The following is a 23,887-nucleotide window of genomic DNA, read 5'->3' as shown; positions in this document are numbered from 1 at the left end:
CGGGCCGGCCGGCGGGAGGCTTTGGGGCCTTTCGGACTTTTGATCCACGCCGTGCGTGGGGCAGGATGCCGGTGGATCGGAAGCGGGCGCGATCCCCGCAGGGCCCGTGGCGCGAAGGAGATCTCAGTGACCAGTCCGGCAGAACGTCCCGTAGGCGGAGGGGCGAGCGGGCACAGGCGTCTGAAACTGCTCGCCGTCACCGCTTGTCCCACGGGGATCGCGCACACCTACATGGCCGCGGAGAAGCTCCAGCAGGCCGCCGACCGGCTCGGCGTCGACATGAAGGTGGAGACCCAGGGCTCCATCGGGGCCGGGAACGTCTTCTCTGACAACGATGTCAGGGAGGCGGACGGCGTCATCATCGCCGCGGGCAAAGAGGTCGGCCGCGAGCGCTTCGCGGGCAAGCGGGTCCTGTCCACCGGCGTCGCGGACGGCATCCACCGGCCCGAGGAGCTGATCGAGAGCGTGCAGAGTGCGCCCGTGCAGACGGGGGCCGCCGCGGTGGGCGGCGGAGGCGGGAGTGGCGGAACCGGAACCGGAGCCGGAGCCGGCGGGAGGGAGCGCAGCGCCGCGTACAAGGCGCTGATGAACGGCGTCTCGCACATGATCCCCTTCGTGGTCGTGGGCGGCCTGCTCCTCGCCGTCTCGATCGCGCTCGGCGGGCACACCACCCCCGAGGGGATCACGTTCGCCCCGGACTCCTTCTGGTACTACGTCAACGCCCTGGGCGGCCTCGGGTTCAAGCTGATGCTGCCGATCTTCTCGGGCTACATCGCCCACGCGCTCGGCGACCGGCCCGCGCTCGTGCCGGGCATGATCGGCGGCTTCCTGGCCGCCGACGCCGTGAACATCTACGGGGCGGATGCCAACGCCGGCTTCCTGGGTGCGATCGCGACCGGCTTCCTCGCCGGCTATCTCGTCGTGTGGATCAAGAAGGTCAAGGTCCCCGCGTTCGCCCGGCCGATCATGCCGATCATCGTGATCCCGATCGTGTCGACCCTGGCCCTCGGCCTCTTCTACATCTACGTCATCGGCCGGCCCATTTCGTGGGTCTTCATGCAGCTGACCGACTGGCTGAACGGGCTGACCGGCTCCAGCGCGATCGTGCTCGGCGCCCTCATCGGCCTGATGATCGCCTTCGACATGGGCGGTCCGGTCAACAAAACGGCGTTCCTCGTCGCGGTGGGCCTCATCGGCACCAACAACGCGGTCATGGGCATGGCCGCCGCCGCGATCCCGGTCATGCCGCTCGGCCAGGGCCTGGCGACGCTGATGCGCCGCAAGTTCCACAGCGTCCAGGAGCGGGAGACGGGGATCGCGGCGCTGTTCATGGGCTTCTTCGGCATCTCAGAAGGTGCCATTCCGTTCGCCGCCGCACGGCCGGCGCAGGTCATCCCCGCGAACATGCTCGGTGGCGCCGTGGCCGGTGCGATCGCGGGGCTGGCGGGGGTCGAGAACTCGGTGCCGCACGGCGGTCCGATCGTCTCGCTGTTCGGCGCCGTCAGCGGGGTCGGGATGTTCTTCGTCGCGATCGCGGCGGGTGTGGTCGTGACGGCGGTGACGACCAACGCGCTGATCGGGATCAAGCTGCGCAAGGACGGCGCGGCCGGTCGCAAGGTGCCCGAGCCGGTACTGGTGGGCGTGGGTACGGGTGCGGGTGCGGGTGCGGGCGGGACGGCCGTCGCGGCGCAGGGCGCGTCCGCGGCGCCCGCGGCCACCCCCGCCGCCGAGGCCGGGCCGCCGGAGGTGCTCTCCGGCTACCTCACGGAGCGGACGGTGAAGCCGGAGCTGGCCGCGGACTCCAAGGAGGCGGCGATCCGCGAGATGGCGCAGCTGCTGGCCGCCACCGGCAACGTCCGGGACGTGGACGAGCTCGTACGGGTCGCCCTCGCGCGGGAGGCGCAGGGCACGACCGGCCTGGGCGAGTCGATCGCGATCCCGCACGCCAAGACGGACGCGGTGACCCGGCCCACGGTGGGCTTCGCCCGCTCCGCCGAAGGCATCGAGTGGGGTGCGCTGGACGGGACGAAGGCCCGGCTGGTGTTCATGATCGCGGTGCCGGAGGCCGCGGCCGGCGACGAGCACCTGCGGATCCTGGCACTGCTGTCGCGCAAGCTGATGGACGGCGGCTTCCGGGAGCGGCTGCGGGCCGCGCCCGACGGGGCCGCGATCCTGGACGTGCTGCGCGGGATCCGGTAGCCGCAGCTGCGCCCGACGGGGTCCCTCACCTGGTGCGGGACCCCGTCGGCGTTCCCGGCGCGGCCGGCCCGTACAGTTCGGCCGCACGTCGGATCGAGCGGAGCAGGGGCGGGAGTATGGGGATGCAGGGCCGGGTGCCGGGTCGTCGGCTCGGGGTGACATCGGTGGTGCTGCTGGTGCTGGGTGCGGTTCTGGGCTGCGTCGGGGGTCTCGGCGGGTACTTCTTCATGCCGACGAGGGTCATGCCGTCGGACCACATGAGGCCGACCCACCCCACGGGCGCGTCGGTGGTCTTCAACCTGTTGACCGTCAAGGTGAACCGCGGCGACGTGGTGCTCTTCGACGCCGCTGCCTGGGGTGAGCAGCACCTGTCCGTGGAACGGGTGGTCGCGGTGGGCGGCGACCGCATCGCCTACACACCCGGGGACCGGACGCTGACCTTGAACGGGAAGCCGCTGGACGAGCCGTACGTCCTGAACGGCGATCCGGTGGCGGGGTCGCCCGGCGCGTTCAGTGTGACGGTGCCCGAGGACCGGCTGTTCGTGCTGGGCGACAACCGCGGCAACTCCGCCGACTCCCGCTACCGGTTCCAGGAGTCGCAGGGCGGAACCGTTCCCGTGTCGGACGTGAAGGGCGCGCTCATCGACGAGGGCCATCCGCTGGTCGTCGGCCTGCGGTCCGCGGCGCTCGCCGGCGTCGCGGTGCTGGGCGCCGGTGCGGTGTTCGGCGCCGCCTCGCTGCGGCTGCGCCGCCGGGCGGGGGCGGCCGCGGTGCACCCGGCGTACGCGGGGCTGGTGCCGCCGCCGGGGGTCTGAGGGCCCCGAGGCGCGGCAGGAAGGCCCCCGCGGGCTGTTGCTCGCGGGGGCCTTCGTGCGCAGTGCCAGGGGTACTGCGCCGAGTACTACTCGGCCGGGGCGGCCTCGGGGCGGTAGATGTCCGGCTCCAGGTAGATCACGCGGGCGATCGGGACCGCCGCGCGGATGCGCGCCTCGGCGGCGTTGATCGCGTCCGCGACCTGGGTCGCCGTGTCGTGGCCTTCGACCGCGATCTTGGCGGCGACCAGCAGCTCCTCCGGGCCGAGGTGCAGGGTACGCATGTGGATCACGCGGGTGACGACGTCCCCGTCGACGAGCGCGACCTTGATCTTCTCGACCTCTTCGGTGCCCGCGGCCTCGCCGAGCAGCAGGGACTTGGTCTCCGCGGCCAGGACGATCGCGATGACGATCAGCAGCACGCCGATGCACAGGGTGCCGATGCCGTCCCAGACGCCGTTGCCGGTGAGCAGGGCGAGGCCGACGCCTCCGAGGGCCAGGATCAGGCCGACGAGCGCGCCGAGGTCTTCGAGGAGGACCACCGGCAGTTCGGGGGCCTTGGCCCGCCGGACGAACTGGGTCCAGGTCTGCTTGCCGCGGATCGCGTTCGACTCCACGATCGCGGTGCGGAAGGAGAAGGACTCCGCGATGATCGCGAAGACGAGGACGCCGACCGGCCAGTACCAGGCCTCGATCGGGTGCGGGTGGTTGATCTTCTCGATGCCCTCGTAGATGGCGAACATGCCACCGACGGTGAAGAGGACGATGGAGACGAGGAAGGCGTAGATGTAGCGCTCGCGCCCGTACCCGAAGGGGTGCTGCGGCGTCGCCTCCCGCTTGGCCTTCTTTCCGCCGAGGAGCAGCAGCCCCTGGTTCCCGGAGTCCGCCAGCGAGTGGACGCTTTCCGCGAGCATCGACGAGGAGCCGCTGAAGAGGAATGCCACGAATTTGGCTACAGCGATGGCGAGGTTGGCGGCGAGTGCCGCCACGATCGCCTTGGTACCGCCCGACGCGCTCATGGGTGCAGGGTGTCCTTCCTAGCCAGTGCCTACCGGCCGCACATTGTTGCAGCCCCTGAGGCGGACGCTACGTCAGACCACCACGGTCGCGCGGAAGACCGTACCGGTTCCGGATAGTTCGACCTTTTCGCCCGCCGGCACGAAGACCGATTCGCCCGGCCCCAGCGGCAGTTCGCCGGCCTTCGGGGAGCCCGCGGTGCAGAGCAGGATCTGCGGGGTCTCGTGCGGGAGCACCCGGGAGGCGCCGCCGGGCGCCAGCAGGAAGCGGGAGAGGCGGAATTCGTCGATGGGGACCTCGTAGACCTCCTCGCCGTTGCCCTCGGGGCGCAGCACGCCGGGGTCGTCCGGCTCGAACTTCGCGATCTTCAGCAGTTCGGGCACGTCCACGTGTTTGGGGGTGAGCCCGGCGCGCAGGACGTTGTCGGAGTTGGCCAGCAACTCGACGCCGAGGCCGTCGATGTAGGCGTGCGGGACGCCCGCGCCGAGGAACATCGCCTCGCCGGGCTGGAGTCGGACGTGGTTGAGCAGCATGGCCGCGATGACGCCCGGGTCGCCCGGGTAGTCGTGGACCAGGCTGGCGTACGGGGTGTACGGGCCGCCGAGGCGCTCGACGGCCGCCGCCACCTCGTGGACGGTGTGGGCCATCTCGACGCGGTCCGCGGTCAGGACCGCGGTGAGCATCTCGCGCAGGGCGGCCTCTTCGGGGTGGGCGTGCAGCAGGTCGACGTACGGCTTGAGGCTGTCCACCTCCAGGCCCGCGAGGAGTTCGGCCGCCTCCAGGGGCGGGCGGAAGCCGCACAGCCCGTCGAACGGGGTGAGCGCGCAGATCATCTCGGGCTTGTGGTTGGGGTCCTTGTAGTTGCGGTGGGCCGCGTCGATGGGGATCCCGCGGCGCTCCTCGTCCTCGAAGCCGGCCTTCGCCTGGGCCAGGTCGGGGTGGACCTGCAGGGACAACGGGGCACCCGCGGCGAGGATCTTGAGGAGAAAGGGCAGCCGGGGGCCGAACTTGGCGACGGTGGCGGCGCCCAGCTCGCCTTCGGGGTCGGCGGCGATGACGTCCGAGAGCGCCCTTTCGCCGGCACCTCGGTCGATGCGTGAGGGGGCGCCCGGGTGGGCCCCCATCCACAACTCGGCCTGCGGCTCACCGGTGGGTTCGACGCCGAGGAGCGCGGGGAGGGCCGTGGTGGATCCCCAGGCGTAGGGGCGGATCGTGTTCGTCAGGCGGTCCATCGTCGTCTTCCTGGATAGAGCCGGGCCACTTGCGTGACCCTCAGCTGTGTCCCCCGGAAGCCAACGCCAGGTAGGCGGTGGCGAAATCCGTGACGGCGAGGAGTTCGGCGAGCTGCTCCAGCTCGGCTCCCTCCTCCGGTTCGAGCTCGCTGATCGCCGTGTCGTGGCTGAGGGCGAGCTCGCGTGCGGCGGGGGCGGCGGTGAGGCCGCCGGTCGGCCGGTCACGCAGCAGGACGATGCGGGCACGAAGGGCCTGGGGCTCTTCGACCCGGTCACGGAAGAAGTCGTCGGGGTCGGCGCCGGCGGCGAAGGCACCGGCGAGCAGGATGCCGTGGGCGGGCAGCGCCTCGGGGAGTACGGCGGCCAGCGCGGGGCGGCCGGCGAGCTCGGCGAGGGTGGCGGCGAAGCGGCGGCCCGCGGGGGCGGCGCCGGTGCCCTCGCTCCAGATGAGCGGGAGGGAGTCGGCCAGCTCGGAGGCGAGGGTCTTGGCGGGGTTGGAGTACGTGGCGATGGCCGGCCCGCAGCGTTCGGCCGTGCGGTCGAGCCGGTCGGCGACGAGCTGGAGGGTGTCGGGCGCGGCGGTGATCAGGCCGACCCGGTCGAGGAGCAGCAGCAGGGGCGTGAGCAGGGCCCACAGCGCGCCGGGGCCGGCGGCGGCGGACTCGTCGTACTCCTGGTACGGAGCCTTGGCCATCGGTACGAGGAGCCCGTGCGCGCCGGCCACCGCCTCGCTCAGCGGTGAGCGCTCGGGGGCGACGGCGACGACGGTGCAGCCGCGCCGGTAGGCCTGCTCGGCGAGGACGGCGAGCCCGGGCTCGGTGCCGTCGGTGGTGGCGAGCAGCAGCAGGTCCACGGGCCCGGCCCAGCCGGGCAGGGACCAGCGCAGCGCGCCGGCGGCGTGGGCGACGCCGGTGGGGTCCAGCCGGATCACGGGCGCGCAGGCTCCGGCGAGGGCGCCCAGCAGGTCGGCGACGCCGGTGGCGGCGGTGCCGGGCCCGGCGATCAGGACGGTGCGCGGGCGGCCGTCGGGGCGCAGCTCGGCGAGGCCCGCCTCGTTGGCGTGGCGGGCCGCGGTACGGACTCTGGCTCCGGCCTCGGCGGCGCCGCGGAGCAGGCCCCGTCGGTCGACGCGGGCGAGATCGTCCGGTGCGTCGAGGAGCGACTCGTCGAGCATGGAGGCCTCCGGCGGTGTTGACGGATCCAGGGTGGCGGAATCGGTCTCAGCGTCTGCGCTCGCGGCGTCTGCGGCGGCTCGCGGCGCGGGCAGAGCGGGGCGGGTGGATCAGGCGGGGCGGCGGGCCTCGTCCACGAGGAGGACCGGGATGCCGTCACGAACCGGGTACGCGAGGCCGCAGTCCTGGCCGGTGCAGATCAGCTCGGGGGCCGTCTCGTCGGCCGACTTGTCCTCGAGGGGCGAGTGGCAGGCGGGGCAGGCGAGGATCTGCAGGAGGCCGGCTTCGAGCGGCATGGGGCGGTTCCCTTCGGGCATGCGGTTGGGGCGAGGTCAGCGTACCGCCGAGTCACCTCCGGTGCGGCCTGGAGTGTCTCGGTTCGGGCGTGGTGGGGTTGGTGCGGCGGCGTGGTGGGGAACCCGGCTCCGCCGGGCACCGGGCGCTGCCCGGACCCGCGCCTCAAACGCCGGCGAGGCTGGATGGGTGCGGCCAAGGCTGGAGGGGCGGGCCGAAAGTGGCTTGGTGCGGCGCCTCAAACGCCGGCGGGGCTGAATTGCCCCGCCGGCGTTCATGTCAGGCGCGGATGAGGGCGAGGACCTCGTCGCGGACCTTTGTCAGGGTGGCCGCGTCGCGGGCCTCCACGTTCAGGCGCAGGAGCGGTTCGGTGTTGGAGGCGCGGACGTTGAACCACCAGTCGGCGCCCGTCACGGTCAGACCGTCCAGCTCGTCCAGCGCCGCACCCTCACGGGCCGCGTAGGTGTCCTTGACCGCCCGCAGGCGGTCGGCCTGGTCGGCGACCGTCGAGTTGATCTCGCCCGAGCCCTCGTAACGGTCGTAGGAGGCCACCAGTGCCGACAGCGGACCGTCCTGCCCGCCCAGCGCCGCCAGGACGTGGAGCGCGGCGAGCATGCCGGTGTCCGCGTTCCAGAAGTCCTTGAAGTAGTAGTGCGCCGAGTGCTCACCACCGAAGATCGCACCCGTCTTCGCCATCTCCTCCTTGATGAAGGAGTGCCCGACGCGGGTGCGGACCGGGGTGCCGCCGTTCTCGCGGACGACCTCGGGCACCGACCAGGAGGTGATCAGGTTGTGGATCACCGTGCCGGAGCCGCCGTTGCGGGCCAGCTCACGCGCCGCGACCAGCGCCGTGATCGCCGAAGGGGACACACCCGCACCGCGCTCGTCGACGATGAAGCAGCGGTCCGCGTCGCCGTCGAAGGCGATGCCCAGGTCCGCGCCCTCGGCAAGGACACGGGCCTGCAGGTCCACGATGTTCTTCGGGTCCAGCGGGTTCGCCTCGTGGTTCGGGAACGTGCCGTCCAGCTCGAAGTACATGGGGACCACGTCCAGCGGAAGGCCCTCGAAGACGGTGGGCACCGTGTGGCCGCCCATGCCGTTGCCCGCGTCCACCACCACCTTCAGCGGACGGATCGACGCAAGGTCGACCAGACCCTTCAGGTGCTCCGCATAACCCTTGAGGGAATCCTGCTCCGTCACCGTGCCCGGCACCGTCCCCGCGGGAACCGGCGGAGCGCCCTCGTCCGTCCACCGCTCCACCAGCTCACGGATCTGCGACAGACCCGTGTCCTGGCCCACCGGGGCCGCACCCGCACGGCACAGCTTGATGCCGTTGTACTGGGCCGGGTTGTGCGACGCCGTGAACATCGCACCCGGCAGATTCAGGGAACCCGACGCGTAATACAACTGGTCCGTGGAACACAGACCGATCAGGGTCACGTCCACGCCACGCGCGGACGCGCCCGCCGCGAACGCCGCCGACAGACCCGGCGACGACGGACGCATGTCATGACCCACCACGATCGCCGAAGCACCCGTCACCTCGACGAACGCCGCACCGAACAGTTCCGCCAACGACTCGTCCCACTCGTCCGGCACGACACCTCGCACGTCGTACGCCTTGACGATGTTCGTAAGATCTGCGGCCACTGCCTGCCCTCCTGAAGGTCCTGTGCGGACTGTCAACCTACCGTGCGCCAGGAGCGGCTCTTCAGACGATCGGGGCGTCAGGAATCAGGCGATCTGAGGACGCGCAGGTGACCACGGCGGGTCTCGCCGGTGACCCGGCCGCTCTGGCCGGGCCCGCCGGCCTCCGCCGCGCGCCCCGGCGGGCGGGCGGCCTCGCGGACGGCGTTGGCGAGGGCTTCGAGGTCGTCTCCGCTGGGGCGGGACGGCCCGGAGCCGTCGGACAGGCGCACGACGTCCCAGCCCCGCGGGGCTGTCAGGCGCTCCGAGTGCTCGGCGCACAGGTCGTAGCAGTGGGGTTCGGCGTAGGTGGCGAGCGGGCCGAGAACTGCGGTCGAATCGGCGTAGACGTACGTCAGTGTCGCGACGGCAGGGCGGCCGCACGCGGTGCGCGAACAGCGACGTACAAGGCTCACGACGTTGGACGGTACCGCACTCTTGACCGGGCCGCGACGACTCCACCGCCGCTCACTCCCCCGTGTCGTGCTCAGGGCTACCCTGCGGGGGTGACGGACACCCCTCTGCCTCCCCGCCCTGCCGAGTCCCCCGCCGGGCTCCCTTTCGAGCCCCGCCCGCGCCGTCGGGACCGGCACGGACGCGGGATGCGCGGTCCGGTGGCCCCTCCGCAGGTGCCGCTGTCGGCGAGCCGGGCGGAGCTGTTCGGGGACCTCGTACGGGACTCCGTGGAGCGGCTGGAGCGGCGCTGGCCGCAGCTGGCCGAGGTGGAGTTCCTGGTCGGTGACGTACCGGGACCGCCGGGCGGCGCGGACGCCGGCTGGAACGACGAGGCGGTGCCGCTGGGCGCGGTGTCGGAGCCCCGGGAGGGGCGGCCGGCCCGGATCGTGGTCTTCCGCCGTCCGGTGGAGATCCGCACCAAGACGCGGGACGAGAAGGCGATGCTGGTCCACGAGATCGTGGTGGAGCAGGTGGCGGAGTTGCTCGGGCTGTCGCCCGAGACCGTGGATCCGCGGTACGGGCAGGACTGACCGGAGCAGCCTGTCCCCGGCGGGGCCGAGGGTGCGTGCGGCGCCGTTGCGGGGGCTCTGCTGCCGAGCCCCCGCGCCGACGGCGTCGACGGGCTGATCTACCTGGTCAGGACGGAGAGGTCCTGGGCGGCCCTGGGGACCGAGACCGTGGAGTGGTCGTCCGACAGGCCCTGGACGGTGAACATCGCGATGCCCTCGTGCGGGAGGGACAGGGTGCGGGCCGCGTGGACCGGGCCGCCCGAGAGGGTCTCGACGGTGAGGGCGTAGGAGCCCTTGCCGCCCGCCGGGGCCAGGGACAGCGTCTGCGTGGTGCCCGCCTTGAGGGTGACCTCCTGGGAGGCCGGCTCACCGCCGCCGGTGCCCGGCGATGCCGTCACCCTGACCTTCGCGTCGGCCGTCGGGGCCGTCAGCGCCAGCACGGTGGCGTCCTTCTCGGGCCGGTTGTCGGCCACGGTCGCGCGTGCCCCGACGGGCCCGGTGGCCGGGACGAAGCCCAGCTCCTGCTTGGCGCCGCTGCCGCGGACCACTCGTACCGCCGCGACCACGGGGGCGGCCTTCTTGGCGTCCGCCGGGGTCAGCAGCAGCGAACCGGGCTCGCCTCGGGTCAGGTCCTTGAGGTCCATGACCGCCGTCATGCCGGCCTTGACGTGCAGCTGCTCGCTTCCCGCCGGGCTGATCGCGCCGCCCGGCCCGGCCAGGCGCAGCTTCAGGTCCGCGTCCTCCTCGCCGGGCACGAAGACGACGAGCCGTACGGAGGCGGCGTCCGCCGGGATGCCCGGCAGGACGAGCGAGGCCGACGGGTCCGCGGAGGCCGGCAGCCAGTCGGCTCCCACGCCCTCCTCACTGACCTGTACCGAGGCGCCCACGCGGCCCGCGCGGGTGGTCACGTGGGCGGTGGCGTCCGCGAGCTGGGCGCCCGGGACGAGGGAGGAGAGCAGGACGGTCTTGGTGGACTTGGGGTCGACCCGGATGCTCTCGCTGGTGCCGGCGTCGGGCTTGGCCAATCCGTCCGGGCCGAAGAGCTTGATGTCGACGACGGCCGCGGCGTCGTCGGGGTTGGTGAGGTGGACGTAGTCCTCGCGCCCCTTGGCCGTGCTGACCGCCGGGAACCAGAAGTCGGTGCCGGGCGCGGTGCAGCCGGCGCCGAGCACGCCGCGGGCCCGGCCGACCGAGACCTTGGTGGTCAGCTGCGCCGTCCAGCCGGGGGCGAGGACCCCGTCGGCGCTGCCGGTGAGGGCGGGTGCGTCGGCGCCGTTGGCGGTGGCCCCGACGGGCTTGCCCGGCTCCTTGGGCTCCAGCACCGCCTTGGCGTCCTTGGTCGCGCCGAGCAGGCGGGCCGAGCCCTTGCCCTCTCCGGCGGGGGCGCCCGGGGTGAAGGAGGTGTACGTGGTCTCCGCGATGTCCGAGGAGCTGGGTCCCGGGCACACGAGCAGGGACCGCTCCACCGGCATCCGGGCCGCGGCCGCGCCCTTGCCGTCGGCTGCGGTGCCGTCGGCGGCAGGCGTGGTGAGGGCGGCGATGCCGGTGAGGGCGGCGAGCGCCGCGGTCACGGCCGCGAGCGTCAGGGGTGCGCGCTGCTTCACTGCTGGGGGCTCCCGTCAGGACGCGGGTCGTGCTGTGCGTGGGGGTCGTAGGGCTCGTACGGCTCGTACGGGTAGGGGTACTGCTGCTGGTCCGGGTCCTGGACCGGCTGGTGCTGCGGCGGGTACGGGGCCTCGTAGCCCTGGCCCTGCTGGCCCTGGCCCTGCTGGTCGTACGACGGGTACGGCTCGTACGGGGCCTGCTGCTGCGGCTGCGGCTCGTACGCGTAGCCGCCCTGGTCGCCGTACGCCTGGTACGCGTACGTCTCCTCCCCGTACACCGGCTGCGCCGGGATCTGCGCGTACGGGTCGGCGGCCGCCGCGGTCTCCACCGGTACGGGGGCGGGCTCGGCCTCGGCGCGCAGGCGGCGGGCGCGGCGGCCCTCGCCGGCCTCGCCCGGGCCGGGCTGGGACGGGAGTGCGGCCTCCTCCTCCGGCAGGTCGTCGTCGAGCTGTGCGCGGCGGCCCGGCAGCGCCATCACCAGCAGGAGCAGGGCGAGGAAGCCCTGCGCCCAGTACCAGGCGGTCCGCAGGAGGGACTCCTCGTGGACGAGGTCGAGGCGGCCGCCGTCGGCGGGCAGTTCGAAGCCCTGCGCCCAGCCGTCCAGGGTCTTCGGCTTGAGGGGCTTGCCGTCGAGCGTGGCCCGCCAGCCGGCGTCGGCGCGGTCGGCGAGGCGCAGGGCGCGGCCCGCCTCGCCTGCGGGGATCTTGCCGTGCGCCTCGACGGGTCCGGAGGCGACGGGGATCGGGGCCTCGCCCTGCTTGCCGGGGACGATGACGGTGCGGGGCAGCCAGGGTTCGACGCCCCACAGGGCGGTGCCGTCCTGCTGGTGGCGCCGGCTCAGGCCCGGGGTGGCGTCGAGGACGCGGCGGATCTCTTCGGGGCCGCCGGGGCGGAACATGACGAAGCGGATGGCGTAGGCGCTGAGCTGGCTGGACTGGTCGGCTCCGGAGCCGGCGACCAGGTTGGAGACGACCTTGTCGAGGCGGGGGTCGCCGCCGGTGCGGGCGGTGACGTCGGCGTCGCCGAGGCGTCCGCCGGAGCCGCGGACGAGGCTGTAGGAGACGGTGGCGGGCGGGTCCAGGTCGAGGATCAGGGTGCGGGTCTGGTTGTCGTCACCGCCCGCGTCGGCGACGAAGGCCGGGACCTGCACCGGGTCGCGGCGCTCCAGCGGGCCGTCGGCGCCGGCGAGCATCCAGGTGGCTCCGGCGAGCAGCGGGCCCGCGGCGGCGGCCAGGGCGATGAGGGCGGCCAGCGGCTGGCGCCAGCCGAAGCTGCGGGCGGCGACGCGCTCCTTGGCACCGTCCGCGCCGACCGCGGCGGCCGCGATCAGGGCGAGTCCGTAGACGAGGGTGGCGGGGCCGGCCCAGGCGGTGCGGTTGACGACGACGGCCAGGAGCAGGGCGGCCAGGGCGGCGGCCCAGGCGACGGCGACCGCGAACCGGCGGTCGGTGCGCAGCAGTGCGGCCAGGGCGGCGAGGACGAGGCCGACGAGCAGCAGGCCGGTGCCCGTGCCGGGGCCGCCGGGGCTGATGCCGAGCAGGTCCAGGGCCCCGGCCGAGCCGGCTCCGTAGGGCAGTCCGGCCTCGTGCAGGAGCCGGCCGGGGTGCGTGAGCAGGCCCAGCGACCAGGGGGCGAGCACCAGGACCGGGACGGCGAGGGTGGCGAGCAGCCGCAGGCCGTACGCCTTCCACTGGGCCCTTCGCAGGACGAGCGCGGCGGTCCCGAGGACGGCGGCGAGCGGCCAGACGACGGGGGTGAAGGCGGTGGCCAGGGTCAGCAGGAGCGTGTACGTCCACACCGCGCGCCGGCTGCCCCGCGGCTCGGCGTTCCCCTCGCCGAGCGCGAAGGCGGCGACGGCGGAGCGGGCGATGAGCGGGAGCACGACGGCGAGGACGGCGGTGCCGAGGCGGCCGCCGGCGAGGGCGCCGGTCACCGCGGGGAGGAAGGCGTAGGCGATGGCGGCCCAGGCGCGCAGCAGCCGGGACTCGACGAGCGGCCGGGAGGCGAAGTAGGCGGTGAGGCCGGCGAGCGGGACGGATCCGACGAGCAGCAGCGTCAGGGCGGCCTGGGTGGAGCCGAACAGCAGGGTGGCGAGGGCGCCGAGGACGGCCAGGTAGGGCGGTGCGGCGGCGGTGGAGCCGGTGCCGACGGCGTGCCAGCCGTCGGTGTAGGCGCGCCAGAGGGCGGGGCCGGTGTCGGGGGCGGGCAGCAGGGCGCCGCCCATGAGGGAGCCGCCGCCGATCAGGCCGCGGCAGGCGGCGAGGGAGACGAGCAGGAGGAGGGCGAAGAGGACGGGTGCGGGGTTGCGGGCGATCCGCTTGAGGCGGGCGAAGCGCTCCTCGGCCACCGCGTAGTCGCCGTCCTCGCCGGGCGCGGTCAGGATGCTGCCGCCGCCGTGCCGGCCGGCGGGGGCGGTGTCGGTGTCGCGGTCACCGCCGAAGTAGCCGGCGAGCTGTTCCGCGTTGGCCCGCAGGGAGGCCCCGGGCGGGGGGAAGAGCGGGCGCAGTTCGGCGGCGGGGACGGCGGGGCGGCGGCGGGCCTTGCGGGCGGCGAGGAGGCGGCCGGGGCGGAGCAGGGTGGCGAGGAGGCCGGTGAACTCGTCGACGGCCTGGCCGGGTGCCTTGCCGACGAGGTAGGCGAGGGTGCGCAGCACGGTGCCGAACAGGACGCGCAGCAGGACGTAGGGCAGGGCGCGGCCGGAGCTGTTGGCGAGGATCGTGTAGACGGCGCCGGCCTTGTCGACGCGGTGCGGGCCGGCCGCGGTGCGTCCGGCGCAGTCGACGGTGCGGCGTTCGCGGGCGGAGGCCTCGGCGTGGCGCAGGACGGCGTCGGGGGCGACCAGGACGGTGTGGCCGGCGCTCTGGGCGCGCCAGCACAGGTCGACGTCGTCGCGCATCAGGGGCAGGCGCCGGTCGAAGCCGCCGAGGGCGTCGTAGACGTCGCGGCGGACCAGCATGCCGGCGGTGGAGACGGACAGGACGGGGCGGACCTGGTCGTGCTGGCCCTGGTCCTGCTCGCGGCGGTCGAGGCCGGTCCAGCGGCGGCCGCTGCGGGCGATGGTGACGCCGGCTTCGAGGAGCTGCTTCTTGTCGTACCAGCCGCGCAGTTTGGGGCCGATGACGGCGGCTTCGGGGTTCTCCTCGGCGACGCGGAGCAGTTCGGTGAGTGCGTCGGGTTCGGGGGCGCTGTCGTCGTGCAGGAGCCAGAGCCACTGGACGGGTTCGCCGTGGGGGAGGTCGGGGAGGTCGTACGCGTCGTCGCGCCAGGTGCGGCTGACGGGGTCCCAGCCGCTGGGGCGCTTGAGGTACGGGAGGTCCTCGGGGGTCAGCGTGCCCGCGGTGCGGGCGGCCTCGTCGACGGCGGTGCCGAATCCGGTGCGGCGGGCGAGGTGCAGGACGTGGTCGTCGCCGAAGGCCTCGGTGAGCAGTCGCGCGGAGTCGTCGGCGCTGCCGGTGTCGGCGGCGACGTGGTTCTGCGCGGGGCGTTCCTGGCCGAGGAGGCCGGCGAGTGTCCGGGGCAGCCAGCGGGCGCCGTCGTGGGCGACGAGGACCGCGGTGACGACGTGCCGGGGGAACTCGGGTGTGGCGGGGGCCTGGTAGGAGGCCGTCGACTGGCTGTGCAGGGACATCGCGGTACGGGCCCTCCGGCCGGGGGTCCGGGGGTGGTGTGCCCTCGGAGGCTGCTGGACAGCGCCCCACCCTAACGGCTGCCAAGACAGCGGTCCGCCTCCTGCGGGGAAGGTGCAGGAGGCGGACCGTGTGACGTGCTCTGTGACGTGCGTTCGATATGTCGTGCGGCGTGCGGTGGGAGCCCGGCCGGTGGTGCGTCGGGCGTCTCAGACCGCTGCCTTTTTCAGGCGGCGGCGCTCGCGTTCGGACAGGCCGCCCCAGATGCCGAATCGCTCGTCGTTGGCGAGGGCGTACTCAAGGCATTCGGAGCGGACTTCGCAGGCGAGGCAGACCTTCTTGGCCTCGCGGGTGGAGCCGCCCTTCTCGGGAAAGAAGGACTCGGGGTCGGTCTGGGCGCACAGAGCGCGCTCCTGCCATCCGAGCTCCTCGTCCGCCTCCTCGACCAGCAGTTCCTGAAACAGCTCGGTCATGTGCGCCCCTCGCTCTGTCTGTGCGTCCCCGTGATGATGTCGTCACTTATCGCTACGTAACGACACGAGTGAAATTACAAGTGCGTGGCTCCGGAGCAGTCAAGCCGAGATCTGCTATTGGGCCCCTTATTCACTCTGCGGAACCAAGCGTATGCAGTAAGTGTTCATATCGCCAAAAATCGTGACACATACATTCGGGGTCGCCGGATGCCGCCTTCACCCGTCATCCACGCCTCCCCCTCGGATGGGGTTGCGGTCCCGCCGGAGAAGCGGCGCAGATCACATTCCGGTTACGACATGGCGGGTTCTGGTTTGAGGCCCGGCACAGCGCCACATCCCCTGGCGCCCACTGCACAAACCTTTCTCCGCGCACAGCAACCGGATGAGGTGAAACTTTTCCGCCAAACCGGACATTGGGTTGACAGTCCGACCCCCGACCCGTTCTCCTTGTTCGCATGTCAGCGCCCGCAGTCGCCACCCGGACCCCCATTCGTGGGTTCCTGTGCGCTGCCCAGGTTCGCTGTTGCTGTTGCAGCTGTTGATGCCCGCGGAGCCCCCGGCTCCTCCGAGCTCCGGCCCTCCCCCCAGCAACCGCCAGCACGACTGACATCCGTCGAGGTACCCCCACGATGAACAGCACCTCCCGCGCCACCACCGCTCCCGCCCCCGTCGAGAGCGACCTCCAGATCGCCGGCGACATCCTCGCCGTCCAGCACCTCCTGCAGCCCGCCCGGGAACACCCGGCCACCGTCGCCGAGTTCGCCGGCCTCGCCCGCTCCATCGCCGAGGACCGCGCCTCCTGGGAGCACCTCGTCCAGTACGACGCCACCACCCGCTGGTACCACCGGCTGCGCACCGGCCCCGGCTACGAGGTCTGGCTGCTCAGCTGGGTCCCGGGCCAGGGCAGCGGCCTGCACGACCACGGCGCCTCCTCCGGCGTCCTGACCGTGCTCGAAGGCGAGCTGACCGAGCACACCGCCCGCGGACGGCTCACCCACCGCCCCGGGTCCCAGCGCGTCTTCGCCCCCGGCTACGCCCACGAGGTCGTGAACGACACCCTCGACGGAGCCGTCAGCCTGCACGTCTACTTCCCCGGCCTGACCGAGATGCCGATGCACAGCTGCTCCCCGGCCGAATCGGCGTCCGTACCCGCCTGACCTCGATCGGCCTGACAAACTTCGGTGCATGCGCATTGTTGTTCTGGCCGGCGGTATAGGCGGCGCCCGGTTCCTGTCCGGACTCAAGTCGGCAGTGCCCGACGCGGACATCACTGTCATCGGCAACACCGGTGACGACATTCACCTCTTCGGGCTCAAGGTGTGCCCCGACCTCGACACGGTGATGTACACCCTCGGCGGTGGCATCAACGAGGACCAGGGCTGGGGCCGCACCGACGAGTCCTTCACCGTCAAGGAGGAACTCGCGGCGTACGGGGTCGGACCCACCTGGTTCGGCCTCGGCGACCGCGACTTCGCCACCCACATCGTCCGTACGCAGATGCTCGGCGCGGGCTACCCGCTGAGCGCCGTCACCGAGGCCCTCTGCGACCGCTGGCAGCCCGGCGTGCGGCTGCTGCCCATGTCGGACGACCGGGTCGAGACCCACGTCGCGATCACCGAGGCCGGCACCGGAGAGCGCCGCGTCATCCACTTCCAGGAGTACTGGGTCCGGCTGCGCGCGTCGGTGGACGCGGAGGCCGTCGTACCCGTGGGCGCCGAGCGGGCCAAGCCCGCGCCCGGCGTGCTGGAGGCCATCGCCGCCGCCGACGTGATCCTCTTCCCGCCCTCCAACCCCGTGGTCTCCGTGGGGACGATCCTCGCGGTGCCCGGCATCCGGGAGGCGGTGGCCGCCGCCGAGGCGCCGGTCGTGGGCCTCTCCCCCATCGTCGGGGGCGCGCCCGTGCGCGGGATGGCCGACAAGGTGCTCGCCGCGGTGGGCGTCGAGTCCACGGCCGCGGCGGTCGCCCTGCACTACGGCACCGAGCTGCTCGACGGCTGGCTGGTGGACACCGCCGACGCGCATTCCGTCGCCGAGGTGGAGGCCGCCGGGATCACCTGCCGCGCGGTGCCGCTGATGATGACCGACCTGGCGGCGACCGCGGAGATGGCCCGCGCCGCGCTGGAGCTGGCGGAGGCCTCCCGATGACCGCCCCGGACCTGCCCGCGTACCAGGTGGTGGCCGTCGGCGGGATGCCGGAGGTCAGGCCCGGCGACGACCTGGCGAAGCTGATCGTGACCGCCGCGCCCGACCTGCGCGACGGGGACGTCCTGCTCGTTACCTCGAAGATCGTGTCCAAGGCCGAGGGCCGGATCGTGGAGGCGGACTCGCGCGAGGCCGCGATCGACGCGGAGACCGTCCGCGTGGTCGCGCGCCGGGGTCCGCTGCGGATCGTCGAGAACCGGCAGGGCCTCGTGATGGCCGCTGCCGGGGTGGACGCCTCCAACACCGCCCCCGGCACGGTGCTGCTGCTCCCCGAGGACCCGGACGCCTCGGCCGCCGCGATCCGGGCCGGGGTGCGCGACGCCCTGTCCGTCGACGTGGGCGTCATCGTGACGGACACCTTCGGGCGGCCGTGGCGCACCGGTCTGACGGACGTGGCGATCGGCTCGGCCGGGGTACGGGTCCTGGACGACCTGCGCGGCGGCACGGACGCGCACGGCAATCCGCTGAGCGCGACGGTGGTGGCGACCGCGGACGAGCTGGCCGCCGCCGGCGACCTGGTCAAGGGCAAGTCGGCAGGGCTGCCGGTGGCCGTCGTGCGCGGGCTGGCCCACCTCGTGGGCGAGGGCTCGTCGGCGCGGGACCTGGTGCGCACCCCGGCCGACGACATGTTCCGGCTGGGCACCTCGGAGGCGGTACGGGAGGCCGTGGCGCAGCGCCGTACGGTCCGGGACTTCACGGCGGAGCCGGTGGACCCGGGCGCGGTGCGGCGGGCGGTGGCGGCGGCCGTGACGGCCCCGGCTCCGCACCACACGACGCCGTGGCGGTTCGTGCTGCTGGAGTCCGAGGAGTCGCGGGTGCGGCTGCTGGACGCGATGCGGGACGCGTGGATCGCGGACCTGCGGGCGGACGGCAAGTCCGAGGAGTCCATCGCCAAGCGGGTCAGGCGCGGGGACGTGCTGCGGCGCGCCCCGTACCTGGTGGTGCCGTGTCTGGTGACGGACGGCGCGCACCACTACGGGCACGCCCGGCGGGACGCGGCCGAGCGGGAGATGTTCGTGGTCGCGATGGGCGCGGGCGTGCAGAACCTGCTGGTCGCGCTGGCCGGTGAGCGGCTGGGGTCGGCGTGGGTGTCCTCGACGATGTTCTGCCGGGACGTGGTGCGCGAGGTGCTGGAGCTGCCGGACGACTGGGACCCGATGGGCACGGTGGCGGTGGGGCACCCGGCGCAGGAGCCCCGGGAGCGGCCCGCGCGGTCCGCCGCGGACTTCATCCGGGTCCGGTAGGGCGTGTCTTCCGGATCCTGCCGGCCCGGCAGGATCCGGAAGACACGCCCTGGTGCTGTGGCCGGAAGGGTTTGCCGGGTCGCGGCGTCCGGTGCGGTGCATCGCAAGGCGGAGGGCCGCGGCTCGTACTGGACGTACTTGCGCGGTCCGACAACGCGGCGAGGTGCCGTGCCGGGGGCCGTGACCCGGTGAACCTTGCCGGTCACAGCACTGGCCGCGTTCAGAGACGGCCGATGTCGCTGCGCGGCATGCGGGGCGTGCGGCGGGGCGGGGTGTGGCCCGCGAGGAGGATCAGACGGGCGGCGCGGTGGCGCTGGCCCGCGTACGGGGCGAGGAGCTCCAGCATGGTGGCGTCGTCGACGTCGCGGTCGCCCGCGAGGGCGTAGCCGACGATGCCGGGGAGGTGGAGGTCGCCGGTGGTGACGGCGTCGGGGTCGCCGTTGCTGCGCTGGAGGGTTTCGGCGGAGGTCCACGGGCCGATGCCGGGGACGGCCTCCAGCCGTCGCACGGCCTCGGGCAGGGCCATGGCGGCCGCCTCCTCCATGCGGTGCGCGGCCCGGGCGGCCCGGACGATGGTGGCGGAGCGCTTGGCGTCGACCCCGGCCTTGTGCCAGTCCCAGGACGGGATCATCGCCCAGGCCCGGGCGGTGGGCATGACGTACAGGCCGGCCTCCGGCGGGCCGGGCGCGGGCTCCCCGTACTGGCGCACGAGGCGGCGCCAGGAGCGGTAGGCCTCGTCGCTGGTGACCTTCTGTTCCAGGATGACCGGGATCAGGGACTCCAGGACCAGGCCGGTGCGGGTGAGGCGCAGGCCCGGGCAGCGGCGGTGGCTGGCGTGCACGAGGCGGTGGCGGGGGACGAAGACGGCGGGGTCGTCGCCGGCGCCCAGGAGTGCGGGCAGCTGTTCCAGGAGCCAGTCGGCGCCGGGTCCCCAGGCCTCGGCGTGCACGTCCGGGCCGTGCCCGGCCACGCGGAGGGTGCCGGGGCCCGCGGGCGTCTGGCTTGTCTTCCAGACCGAGCCGTCGGGGGTCGTGCGGAAGGTGGGGTCGGCCGGGCCGCGTCTGAGCGGGCCGAGGGTGAGCCCCAGGTCGACGGGGCCGTCGGGGGTCCAGCGGCGGTCCTTGGCGCCGGCGCCGGCCGTCCGGCCCTGGCCCGCGGGCACCTCGGTGCGGCCGCCTCGTACGACGGTGCGGGTGAGGGGATCGAAGCGGCCGGCCATGTCCCGAGCGTAGCCCTGCGGGGCCTTTCCCCCGCCCCGCACCTTCCCGGAACCGGGTTCTGCCCGGACCCGCGCCTCAACCGCCGGCGGGCTGGTTGCGCTACGGCCGGCCCTGGAGCTTGGCCGACGTGGTGCGGGTGGTTCCCAGCTTGCCGTAGAGCTTCGCGCCCGGGCAGGCGGTGGCGAAGCCGTCGCGGTGGCCCGAGATGACCTTCATCGACACGTTCCTGCCCTTGGCGTAGAGGTTGCCGCCGCCGGACACCAGGGTCGTCTTCGCGCGCGGGTCCCGGCCGAAGAGGCCGAGCTTCCAGGCCGTGAGGCGGGCGACGGCGTCGACCGCCGCCGCCGACGGGGCCGTGGACGTGTAGGTGCCCAGCACCGCGACGCCCATGCTGTTCGTGTTGAAGCCCATGGTGTGCGCGCCAAGCACCGCCTTGGAGACGCCGCCCGCGCGGCCCTCGTACACCGTGCCGCACTTGTCGACGGCGAAGTTGTAACCGAAGTCCCGCCAGCCGCTGCTGATGACGTGGTAGCGGTACAGGCTGCGCAGGACCGCGGGGGCGTCCTTGCAGGCGTAGTTGTTGCCGGAGGCGCTGTGGTGGACGAAGGCGGCCTTGACCGTGCTCGTGTAGACGAAGCCCGACTCGCGCAGGCTCTCGTCCGCGCCCCAGCCCTTGCGCGTGACGATCCGCGGGCGCGGACCGATGAACGGGGCCGCGGCGGCGGTCAGCTCGCCGTCGCTCGCGAAGATCGCGTCTGCGGTGGAGTCGGCCTTGTCCAGTGCGGTGATCTCGTTCGCGCCGAGCGCGGCGTGCGGCACGTTCGCCGCGGAGGACTCCGCCGTCTCCATCGACATGGCGGGCGCCGCAACCTCGCCCTTGTCGTCGCCCTCGGGGCCGCTGTTCTTGCCGTCGGCCCCCTCCGCGGGCGTCTGCGCGCCCGGGTCGACGAGTTCGATCCGCAGGCCGGTGGGCAGCCGGGACCCCGCGCGGGTGGCCTGGGCGCCGGGTTCCGCCTGGACGCGGACCTCCACGCCGTCGGATGCGCCGACCCACAGCGGGGCGGTGGCGCCGCGGACCCGGCCGGAGCCACGTTCCGCCGCGTCGAGATCGGCCGCGTGCTCGCTGTTGTGGATCTCGACGTCCTGCCAGTCGGACCAGGTGGCGGTCCGGGCGGAGCGGGTGCGGACCTGGACCCGGCCGTGGAGTTCGGTGGCCACGTCGTCCCAGACGACGCCGACCAGCGAGAACGTCTTGACCTCGCGGGCGGCCAGGCCCTGCGTCTCGGGTCCGCCGGGGGAGGCGCTCATGCCGGGGACTCCGGGCGTGCGATCCACCGCGGGTCCCACGGGGACGAGCGGCAGCGACTGGGTGGACCCAGCCGGGTTCGCCGAGGTGACCGCGCCCGCGGAGGAAGCGGCCAGGGCCGGAATAGGGAGCGCGAGGGGCAGGGCCAGTACGGCGGCCGTCGCGACGCCGATCGAGGAAGCAAGGAATCCACGCATGACAAGGATGGTGGGGACCCGCCGGAGCGGGCGCCATCCGAGATCTGACGCTCCGTCCACTGCGCCCCGTCTCCTGCTCCCTCGTACGGAGGAGCCGGTGGCCGCCGTACGGGGGACGGGCCCGCGTACGCTGGGCCGGGTGAACGCCACTGACCGCACCCCTGCCGACCTGCTGCGATCCGCGCTCGCCGCCGATCCGGGCCGCCCGCTCGTCACCTTCTACGACGATGCCACCGGCGAACGCGTCGAATTGTCCGTCGCGACCTTCGCCAATTGGGTGGCCAAGACCGCCAATCTGCTCCAGGGCGACCTGGGGGCCGAGCCCGGGGACCGGCTCTCGCTGCTGCTCCCGGCGCACTGGCAGAGCGCCGTGTGGCTGCTCGCGTGCGACTCGGTCGGGGTCGTGGCCTCGGTGGGCGGACACCCGGGCGACGCCGATCTCGTCGTCAGCGGACCGGACACGTTGGAGCGGGCCCTGGGGTGCGACGGTGAGCGCGTGGCGCTCGCGCTGCGGCCGCTGGGCGGACGCTTCCCGCAGCCACCGGCCGGGTTCGCGGACTACGCGGTCGAGGTGCCGGGGCAGGGCGACCGGTTCGCCCCCTTCGTACCGGTGGAGGCGGACGGTCCCGCGCTGATCGTCGGCGGCGAGGAGCTCTCGCACGCGGCGCTCGTGGCCCGCGCCCGCGAGGACGCGGCGAAGCTCGGGATCGGCGAGGGCTCGCGGGTGCTGACCGGGCTCGGCTACGACACCTGGGACGGGCTCTCGGCGGGGCTCTACGCCGCGCTGGCCACGGGCGCGTCCGTGGTGCTGTGCCGGAACCTGGACCGGCTGCCGGCGGACGCGCTGGCCCAGCGGGTCGAGAGCGAGCGCGTCACCCTCACCGTCTAGGACGGGCCCGCGGTCCGCACCTCCCTTCCGCCCGCCCGGCCCTTCCGGCCCGCCCGGCCCTTCCGGCCCGCCCGGCCCTTCCGGCCCTCCCCGCCCGGCCCTTCCGGCCCGCCCCGCCGGTCACCCTGGACCGCTCATTCGCAGGATCGGGCGATTTGTCACCCGGACGGCCCTAGACACCCCCCTTCCCCCGGGCTGCTCCGACGGCCCGGGGGCAGGATCGGCAGTGGCCGGGCCCACTCGCGCGGCCGACGGTTCCGAGCTCATGGGCGAGGGGACGGACGCCAGTGACGGACAGCGCAGGCATACCGGGCGGCACCGCCGCGGCCGGAGGCGCGGGACGCCCTCCGCGCAGCCGCCGGCGCCGCCTGCTGCGCTGGATCGGCCTCGGGGCGACCTTCCTGGTCCTGGCGGGGGCGGCCACCGGCTGGTGGCTCTACAACAAGCTCGACGGGAACATCACCGAGGACACCTCCGCGGCCGCCGAGCTGAACCGCTACGAGCGCGACCGCCCGACCCACGCCGCCACCGGCGCCCAGAACATCCTGCTGATCGGCTCGGACTCGCGCTCCGGCAAGGACAACGCCGGGTACGGGCAGGACGGGGGCACCCAGCGCTCGGACACCACGATCCTGCTGCACCTGCCCGAGGACCGCAGGAGCGCGACCGCCGTGTCGATACCCCGGGACCTGATGGCGGAGATCCCGCCCTGCCTGAGGGCGGACGGGAGCCGCACCGGCGAGCGGTTCGCGCAGTTCAACTGGGCGTTCCAGTGGGGCGGGGCCGCCTGCACGATCCGTACGGTGGAGAAACTCACCGGGATCCGGATCGACCACCACATGGTGATCGACTTCGGCGGGTTCAAGAAGATGGTCGACGCGGTCGGCGGGGTGGAGGTCTGCCTCAAGGAGCCGGTGGACGACGCCGAGGCCAAGCTGAGGCTGGCCGCCGGGCGCCAGACCCTGCGGGGCGAGCAGGCCCTCGGCTTCGTCCGCGCCCGGTACAGCCTGGGCGACGGCAGCGACACCGAACGGATGGAGCGCCAGCAGCAGTTCCTCGGCTCGCTGGTCAAGAAGGTGCAGAGCAACGGGGTCCTGCTGAACCCGGCCCGGCTGTACCCGCTGCTGGACGCGGCGACCTCCTCGGTGACCACGGACCCCGGGCTGGCCTCGCTGCGCGGCCTCTATGAACTCGTAAGGGGCGTAAGGGACATACCGACCGATCAGGTGAAGTTCCTGACCGTACCCCGCCGGCCCTACGCCGCCGACCCGAACCGGGACGAACTGGTGGAGCCGGACGCGGCGCGGCTGTTCGGGCAGTTGCGGATGGACGAACCGGTGACGGTCGCCCCGCCCGAGCCCGTGACCGCAACCTCACCCCCGACCTCGGCCCCCACCACCCCCGCGGCGTCCCCCACGACACCCCCCACCACACCTCCGACCGCGTCCGCGTCCGCGCCGGACGGGACCGCCGGAACCGCGACAGCGACGCCGACCGGCCCGGAAACGGCAGGTCCGGGAACCGCCACGCCCCTCGGACCCGTCCCCACCTTTACCGGAACCACAGCCGGTAACGCCGACTGCCGGTAAAGCAATCCCAAAAGCCGGTGACCGAACCGAGTGTGATGGGCGGTTCGCCCCGTTATAAGGGGAGTGGAATTTGTCACCAGCATGGTTTGCGGCCGAACAGGGCGGATAGGGTGAGCGATCCGGTGCCCGGCCGGACCAGAGACCGGGCGCCAGCAGCCG

Annotated in this window: 19 protein-coding genes; 8 read left to right on the top strand and 11 right to left on the bottom strand. The window is 73.5% G+C overall.

The window, feature by feature from the left end; all coding sequences use genetic code 11:
- Nucleotides 1-126 precede the first annotated feature (126 nt).
- Both OG534_RS22370 and lepB read left to right on the top strand, forming a co-directional pair.
- Complete coding sequence (locus OG534_RS22370; RefSeq protein WP_326590145.1) at nucleotides 127-2,199, top strand: fructose-specific PTS transporter subunit EIIC; 2,073 nt, start codon at nucleotides 127-129, stop codon at nucleotides 2,197-2,199.
- Between the two features lie 116 nt (nucleotides 2,200-2,315).
- On the top strand, nucleotides 2,316-3,014 hold the full coding sequence (lepB, locus tag OG534_RS22365; RefSeq protein WP_326590143.1) for a signal peptidase I: 699 nt from the start codon (nucleotides 2,316-2,318) through the stop codon (nucleotides 3,012-3,014).
- 86 nt (nucleotides 3,015-3,100) lie between these two features.
- Here lepB and OG534_RS22360 read toward each other — a convergent pair whose 3' ends face one another.
- From OG534_RS22360 to OG534_RS22335, 6 genes are all read right to left on the bottom strand, one after another.
- On the bottom strand, nucleotides 3,101-4,030 hold the full coding sequence (locus OG534_RS22360) for a cation diffusion facilitator family transporter (protein ID WP_326590142.1): 930 nt from the start codon (nucleotides 4,028-4,030) through the stop codon (nucleotides 3,101-3,103).
- A 72-nt stretch (nucleotides 4,031-4,102) separates the two neighbouring features.
- A complete protein-coding gene (manA, locus tag OG534_RS22355; protein WP_326590141.1) occupies nucleotides 4,103-5,260 on the bottom strand; it encodes a mannose-6-phosphate isomerase, class I in 1,158 nt (385 codons plus the stop codon).
- Nucleotides 5,261-5,300: 40 nt separating this feature from the next.
- Nucleotides 5,301-6,434 carry an SIS domain-containing protein gene (locus OG534_RS22350; RefSeq protein WP_326590139.1) on the bottom strand — a complete coding sequence of 378 codons (1,134 nt, stop codon included), beginning with the start codon at nucleotides 6,432-6,434 and terminating at the stop codon, nucleotides 5,301-5,303.
- Between the two features lie 108 nt (nucleotides 6,435-6,542).
- Nucleotides 6,543-6,728 carry a Trm112 family protein gene (locus OG534_RS22345; protein ID WP_030015246.1) on the bottom strand — a complete coding sequence of 62 codons (186 nt, stop codon included), beginning with the start codon at nucleotides 6,726-6,728 and terminating at the stop codon, nucleotides 6,543-6,545.
- A 277-nt stretch (nucleotides 6,729-7,005) separates the two neighbouring features.
- The gene (locus OG534_RS22340) at nucleotides 7,006-8,376 is read right to left on the bottom strand and encodes a phosphomannomutase/phosphoglucomutase (protein ID WP_326590135.1); all 1,371 of its coding nucleotides are present in this window, start codon (nucleotides 8,374-8,376) and stop codon (nucleotides 7,006-7,008) included.
- A 77-nt stretch (nucleotides 8,377-8,453) separates the two neighbouring features.
- The gene (locus OG534_RS22335; RefSeq protein ID WP_326593761.1) at nucleotides 8,454-8,903 is read right to left on the bottom strand and encodes a DUF3499 domain-containing protein; all 450 of its coding nucleotides are present in this window, start codon (nucleotides 8,901-8,903) and stop codon (nucleotides 8,454-8,456) included.
- A 15-nt stretch (nucleotides 8,904-8,918) separates the two neighbouring features.
- Between OG534_RS22335 and OG534_RS22330 the strand changes: the two genes are divergently transcribed.
- Nucleotides 8,919-9,398, top strand: a complete 480-nt coding sequence (locus OG534_RS22330; RefSeq protein ID WP_398564656.1) for a metallopeptidase family protein — start codon at nucleotides 8,919-8,921, stop codon at nucleotides 9,396-9,398.
- Nucleotides 9,399-9,496: 98 nt separating this feature from the next.
- Here the strand turns inward: OG534_RS22330 and OG534_RS22325 are convergent, their stop codons facing one another.
- From OG534_RS22325 to OG534_RS22315, 3 genes are all read right to left on the bottom strand, one after another.
- Nucleotides 9,497-10,981 (bottom strand): DUF5719 family protein, encoded by a 1,485-nt coding sequence (locus tag OG534_RS22325; protein ID WP_326590131.1) that lies wholly within the window; start codon nucleotides 10,979-10,981, stop codon nucleotides 9,497-9,499.
- Entirely contained in the window at nucleotides 10,978-14,610 is a 3,633-nt protein-coding gene (locus OG534_RS22320; protein WP_326590130.1) for a glycosyltransferase family 2 protein, read from the bottom strand. Before OG534_RS22320 ends, OG534_RS22325 begins: the two co-directional genes overlap by 4 nt.
- Before the next feature lie 207 nt (nucleotides 14,611-14,817).
- Nucleotides 14,818-15,081: a WhiB family transcriptional regulator gene (locus tag OG534_RS22315; RefSeq protein ID WP_003983763.1), complete on the bottom strand. Its 264-nt coding sequence runs from the start codon at nucleotides 15,079-15,081 to the stop codon at nucleotides 14,818-14,820.
- Nucleotides 15,082-15,710: 629 nt separating this feature from the next.
- Between OG534_RS22315 and OG534_RS22310 the strand changes: the two genes are divergently transcribed.
- From OG534_RS22310 to OG534_RS22300, 3 genes are read left to right on the top strand one after another with little or no spacing between them, the layout of a single operon-like run.
- Nucleotides 15,711-16,238 (top strand): cysteine dioxygenase, encoded by a 528-nt coding sequence (locus OG534_RS22310; RefSeq protein ID WP_326590086.1) that lies wholly within the window; start codon nucleotides 15,711-15,713, stop codon nucleotides 16,236-16,238.
- A gap of 28 nt (nucleotides 16,239-16,266) precedes the next feature.
- Nucleotides 16,267-17,226: a 2-phospho-L-lactate transferase gene (cofD, locus tag OG534_RS22305; protein ID WP_326590084.1), complete on the top strand. Its 960-nt coding sequence runs from the start codon at nucleotides 16,267-16,269 to the stop codon at nucleotides 17,224-17,226.
- Nucleotides 17,223-18,527, top strand: a complete 1,305-nt coding sequence (locus OG534_RS22300) for a coenzyme F420-0:L-glutamate ligase (RefSeq protein WP_326590082.1) — start codon at nucleotides 17,223-17,225, stop codon at nucleotides 18,525-18,527. The genes cofD and OG534_RS22300 overlap by 4 nt, the downstream gene beginning before the upstream one ends.
- Nucleotides 18,528-18,747: 220 nt before the next feature.
- On the opposite strand, the gene OG534_RS22295 is transcribed toward OG534_RS22300, so the two are convergent.
- Nucleotides 18,748-19,746 carry a DNA-3-methyladenine glycosylase family protein gene (locus OG534_RS22295; protein WP_326590081.1) on the bottom strand — a complete coding sequence of 333 codons (999 nt, stop codon included), beginning with the start codon at nucleotides 19,744-19,746 and terminating at the stop codon, nucleotides 18,748-18,750.
- Nucleotides 19,747-19,846: 100 nt separating this feature from the next.
- Complete coding sequence (locus OG534_RS22290) at nucleotides 19,847-21,250, bottom strand: peptidoglycan recognition protein family protein (RefSeq protein ID WP_326590080.1); 1,404 nt, start codon at nucleotides 21,248-21,250, stop codon at nucleotides 19,847-19,849.
- A gap of 139 nt (nucleotides 21,251-21,389) precedes the next feature.
- Here OG534_RS22290 and OG534_RS22285 point away from each other — a divergent pair, with 139 nt between their 5' ends.
- A complete protein-coding gene (locus OG534_RS22285) occupies nucleotides 21,390-22,139 on the top strand; it encodes a TIGR03089 family protein (protein ID WP_326590079.1) in 750 nt (249 codons plus the stop codon).
- 287 nt (nucleotides 22,140-22,426) lie between these two features.
- Entirely contained in the window at nucleotides 22,427-23,728 is a 1,302-nt protein-coding gene (locus tag OG534_RS22280; RefSeq protein WP_442807127.1) for an LCP family protein, read from the top strand.
- Nucleotides 23,729-23,887 lie beyond the last annotated feature (159 nt).

The sequence above is a fragment of the Streptomyces sp. NBC_01294 genome (genome assembly GCF_035917235.1).
Lineage (GTDB): Bacteria > Actinomycetota > Actinomycetes > Streptomycetales > Streptomycetaceae > Streptomyces > Streptomyces caledonius.
Note: the sequence above shows the minus strand (reverse complement) of the source record. Positions and strands in the feature narration are given on the sequence as shown.

What these genes read in the sequence shown, in the direction of transcription:
- lepB (WP_326590143.1), top strand. Translation starts at nt 2,316, where the DNA reads ATGGGGATGCAGGGCCGGGTGCCGGGTCGTCGGCTCGGGGTGACATCG.
- OG534_RS22360 (WP_326590142.1), bottom strand. Translation starts at nt 4,030, where the DNA reads ATGAGCGCGTCGGGCGGTACCAAGGCGATCGTGGCGGCACTCGCCGCC.
- manA (WP_326590141.1), bottom strand. Translation starts at nt 5,260, where the DNA reads ATGGACCGCCTGACGAACACGATCCGCCCCTACGCCTGGGGATCCACC.
- OG534_RS22350 (WP_326590139.1), bottom strand. Translation starts at nt 6,434, where the DNA reads ATGCTCGACGAGTCGCTCCTCGACGCACCGGACGATCTCGCCCGCGTC.
- OG534_RS22345 (WP_030015246.1), bottom strand. Translation starts at nt 6,728, where the DNA reads ATGCCGCTCGAAGCCGGCCTCCTGCAGATCCTCGCCTGCCCCGCCTGC.
- OG534_RS22320 (WP_326590130.1), bottom strand. Translation starts at nt 14,610, where the DNA reads ATGTCCCTGCACAGCCAGTCGACGGCCTCCTACCAGGCCCCCGCCACA.
- OG534_RS22315 (WP_003983763.1), bottom strand. Translation starts at nt 15,081, where the DNA reads ATGACCGAGCTGTTTCAGGAACTGCTGGTCGAGGAGGCGGACGAGGAG.
- OG534_RS22310 (WP_326590086.1), top strand. Translation starts at nt 15,711, where the DNA reads ATGAACAGCACCTCCCGCGCCACCACCGCTCCCGCCCCCGTCGAGAGC.
- cofD (WP_326590084.1), top strand. Translation starts at nt 16,267, where the DNA reads ATGCGCATTGTTGTTCTGGCCGGCGGTATAGGCGGCGCCCGGTTCCTG.
- OG534_RS22300 (WP_326590082.1), top strand. Translation starts at nt 17,223, where the DNA reads ATGACCGCCCCGGACCTGCCCGCGTACCAGGTGGTGGCCGTCGGCGGG.
- OG534_RS22295 (WP_326590081.1), bottom strand. Translation starts at nt 19,746, where the DNA reads ATGGCCGGCCGCTTCGATCCCCTCACCCGCACCGTCGTACGAGGCGGC.
- OG534_RS22290 (WP_326590080.1), bottom strand. Translation starts at nt 21,250, where the DNA reads ATGCGTGGATTCCTTGCTTCCTCGATCGGCGTCGCGACGGCCGCCGTA.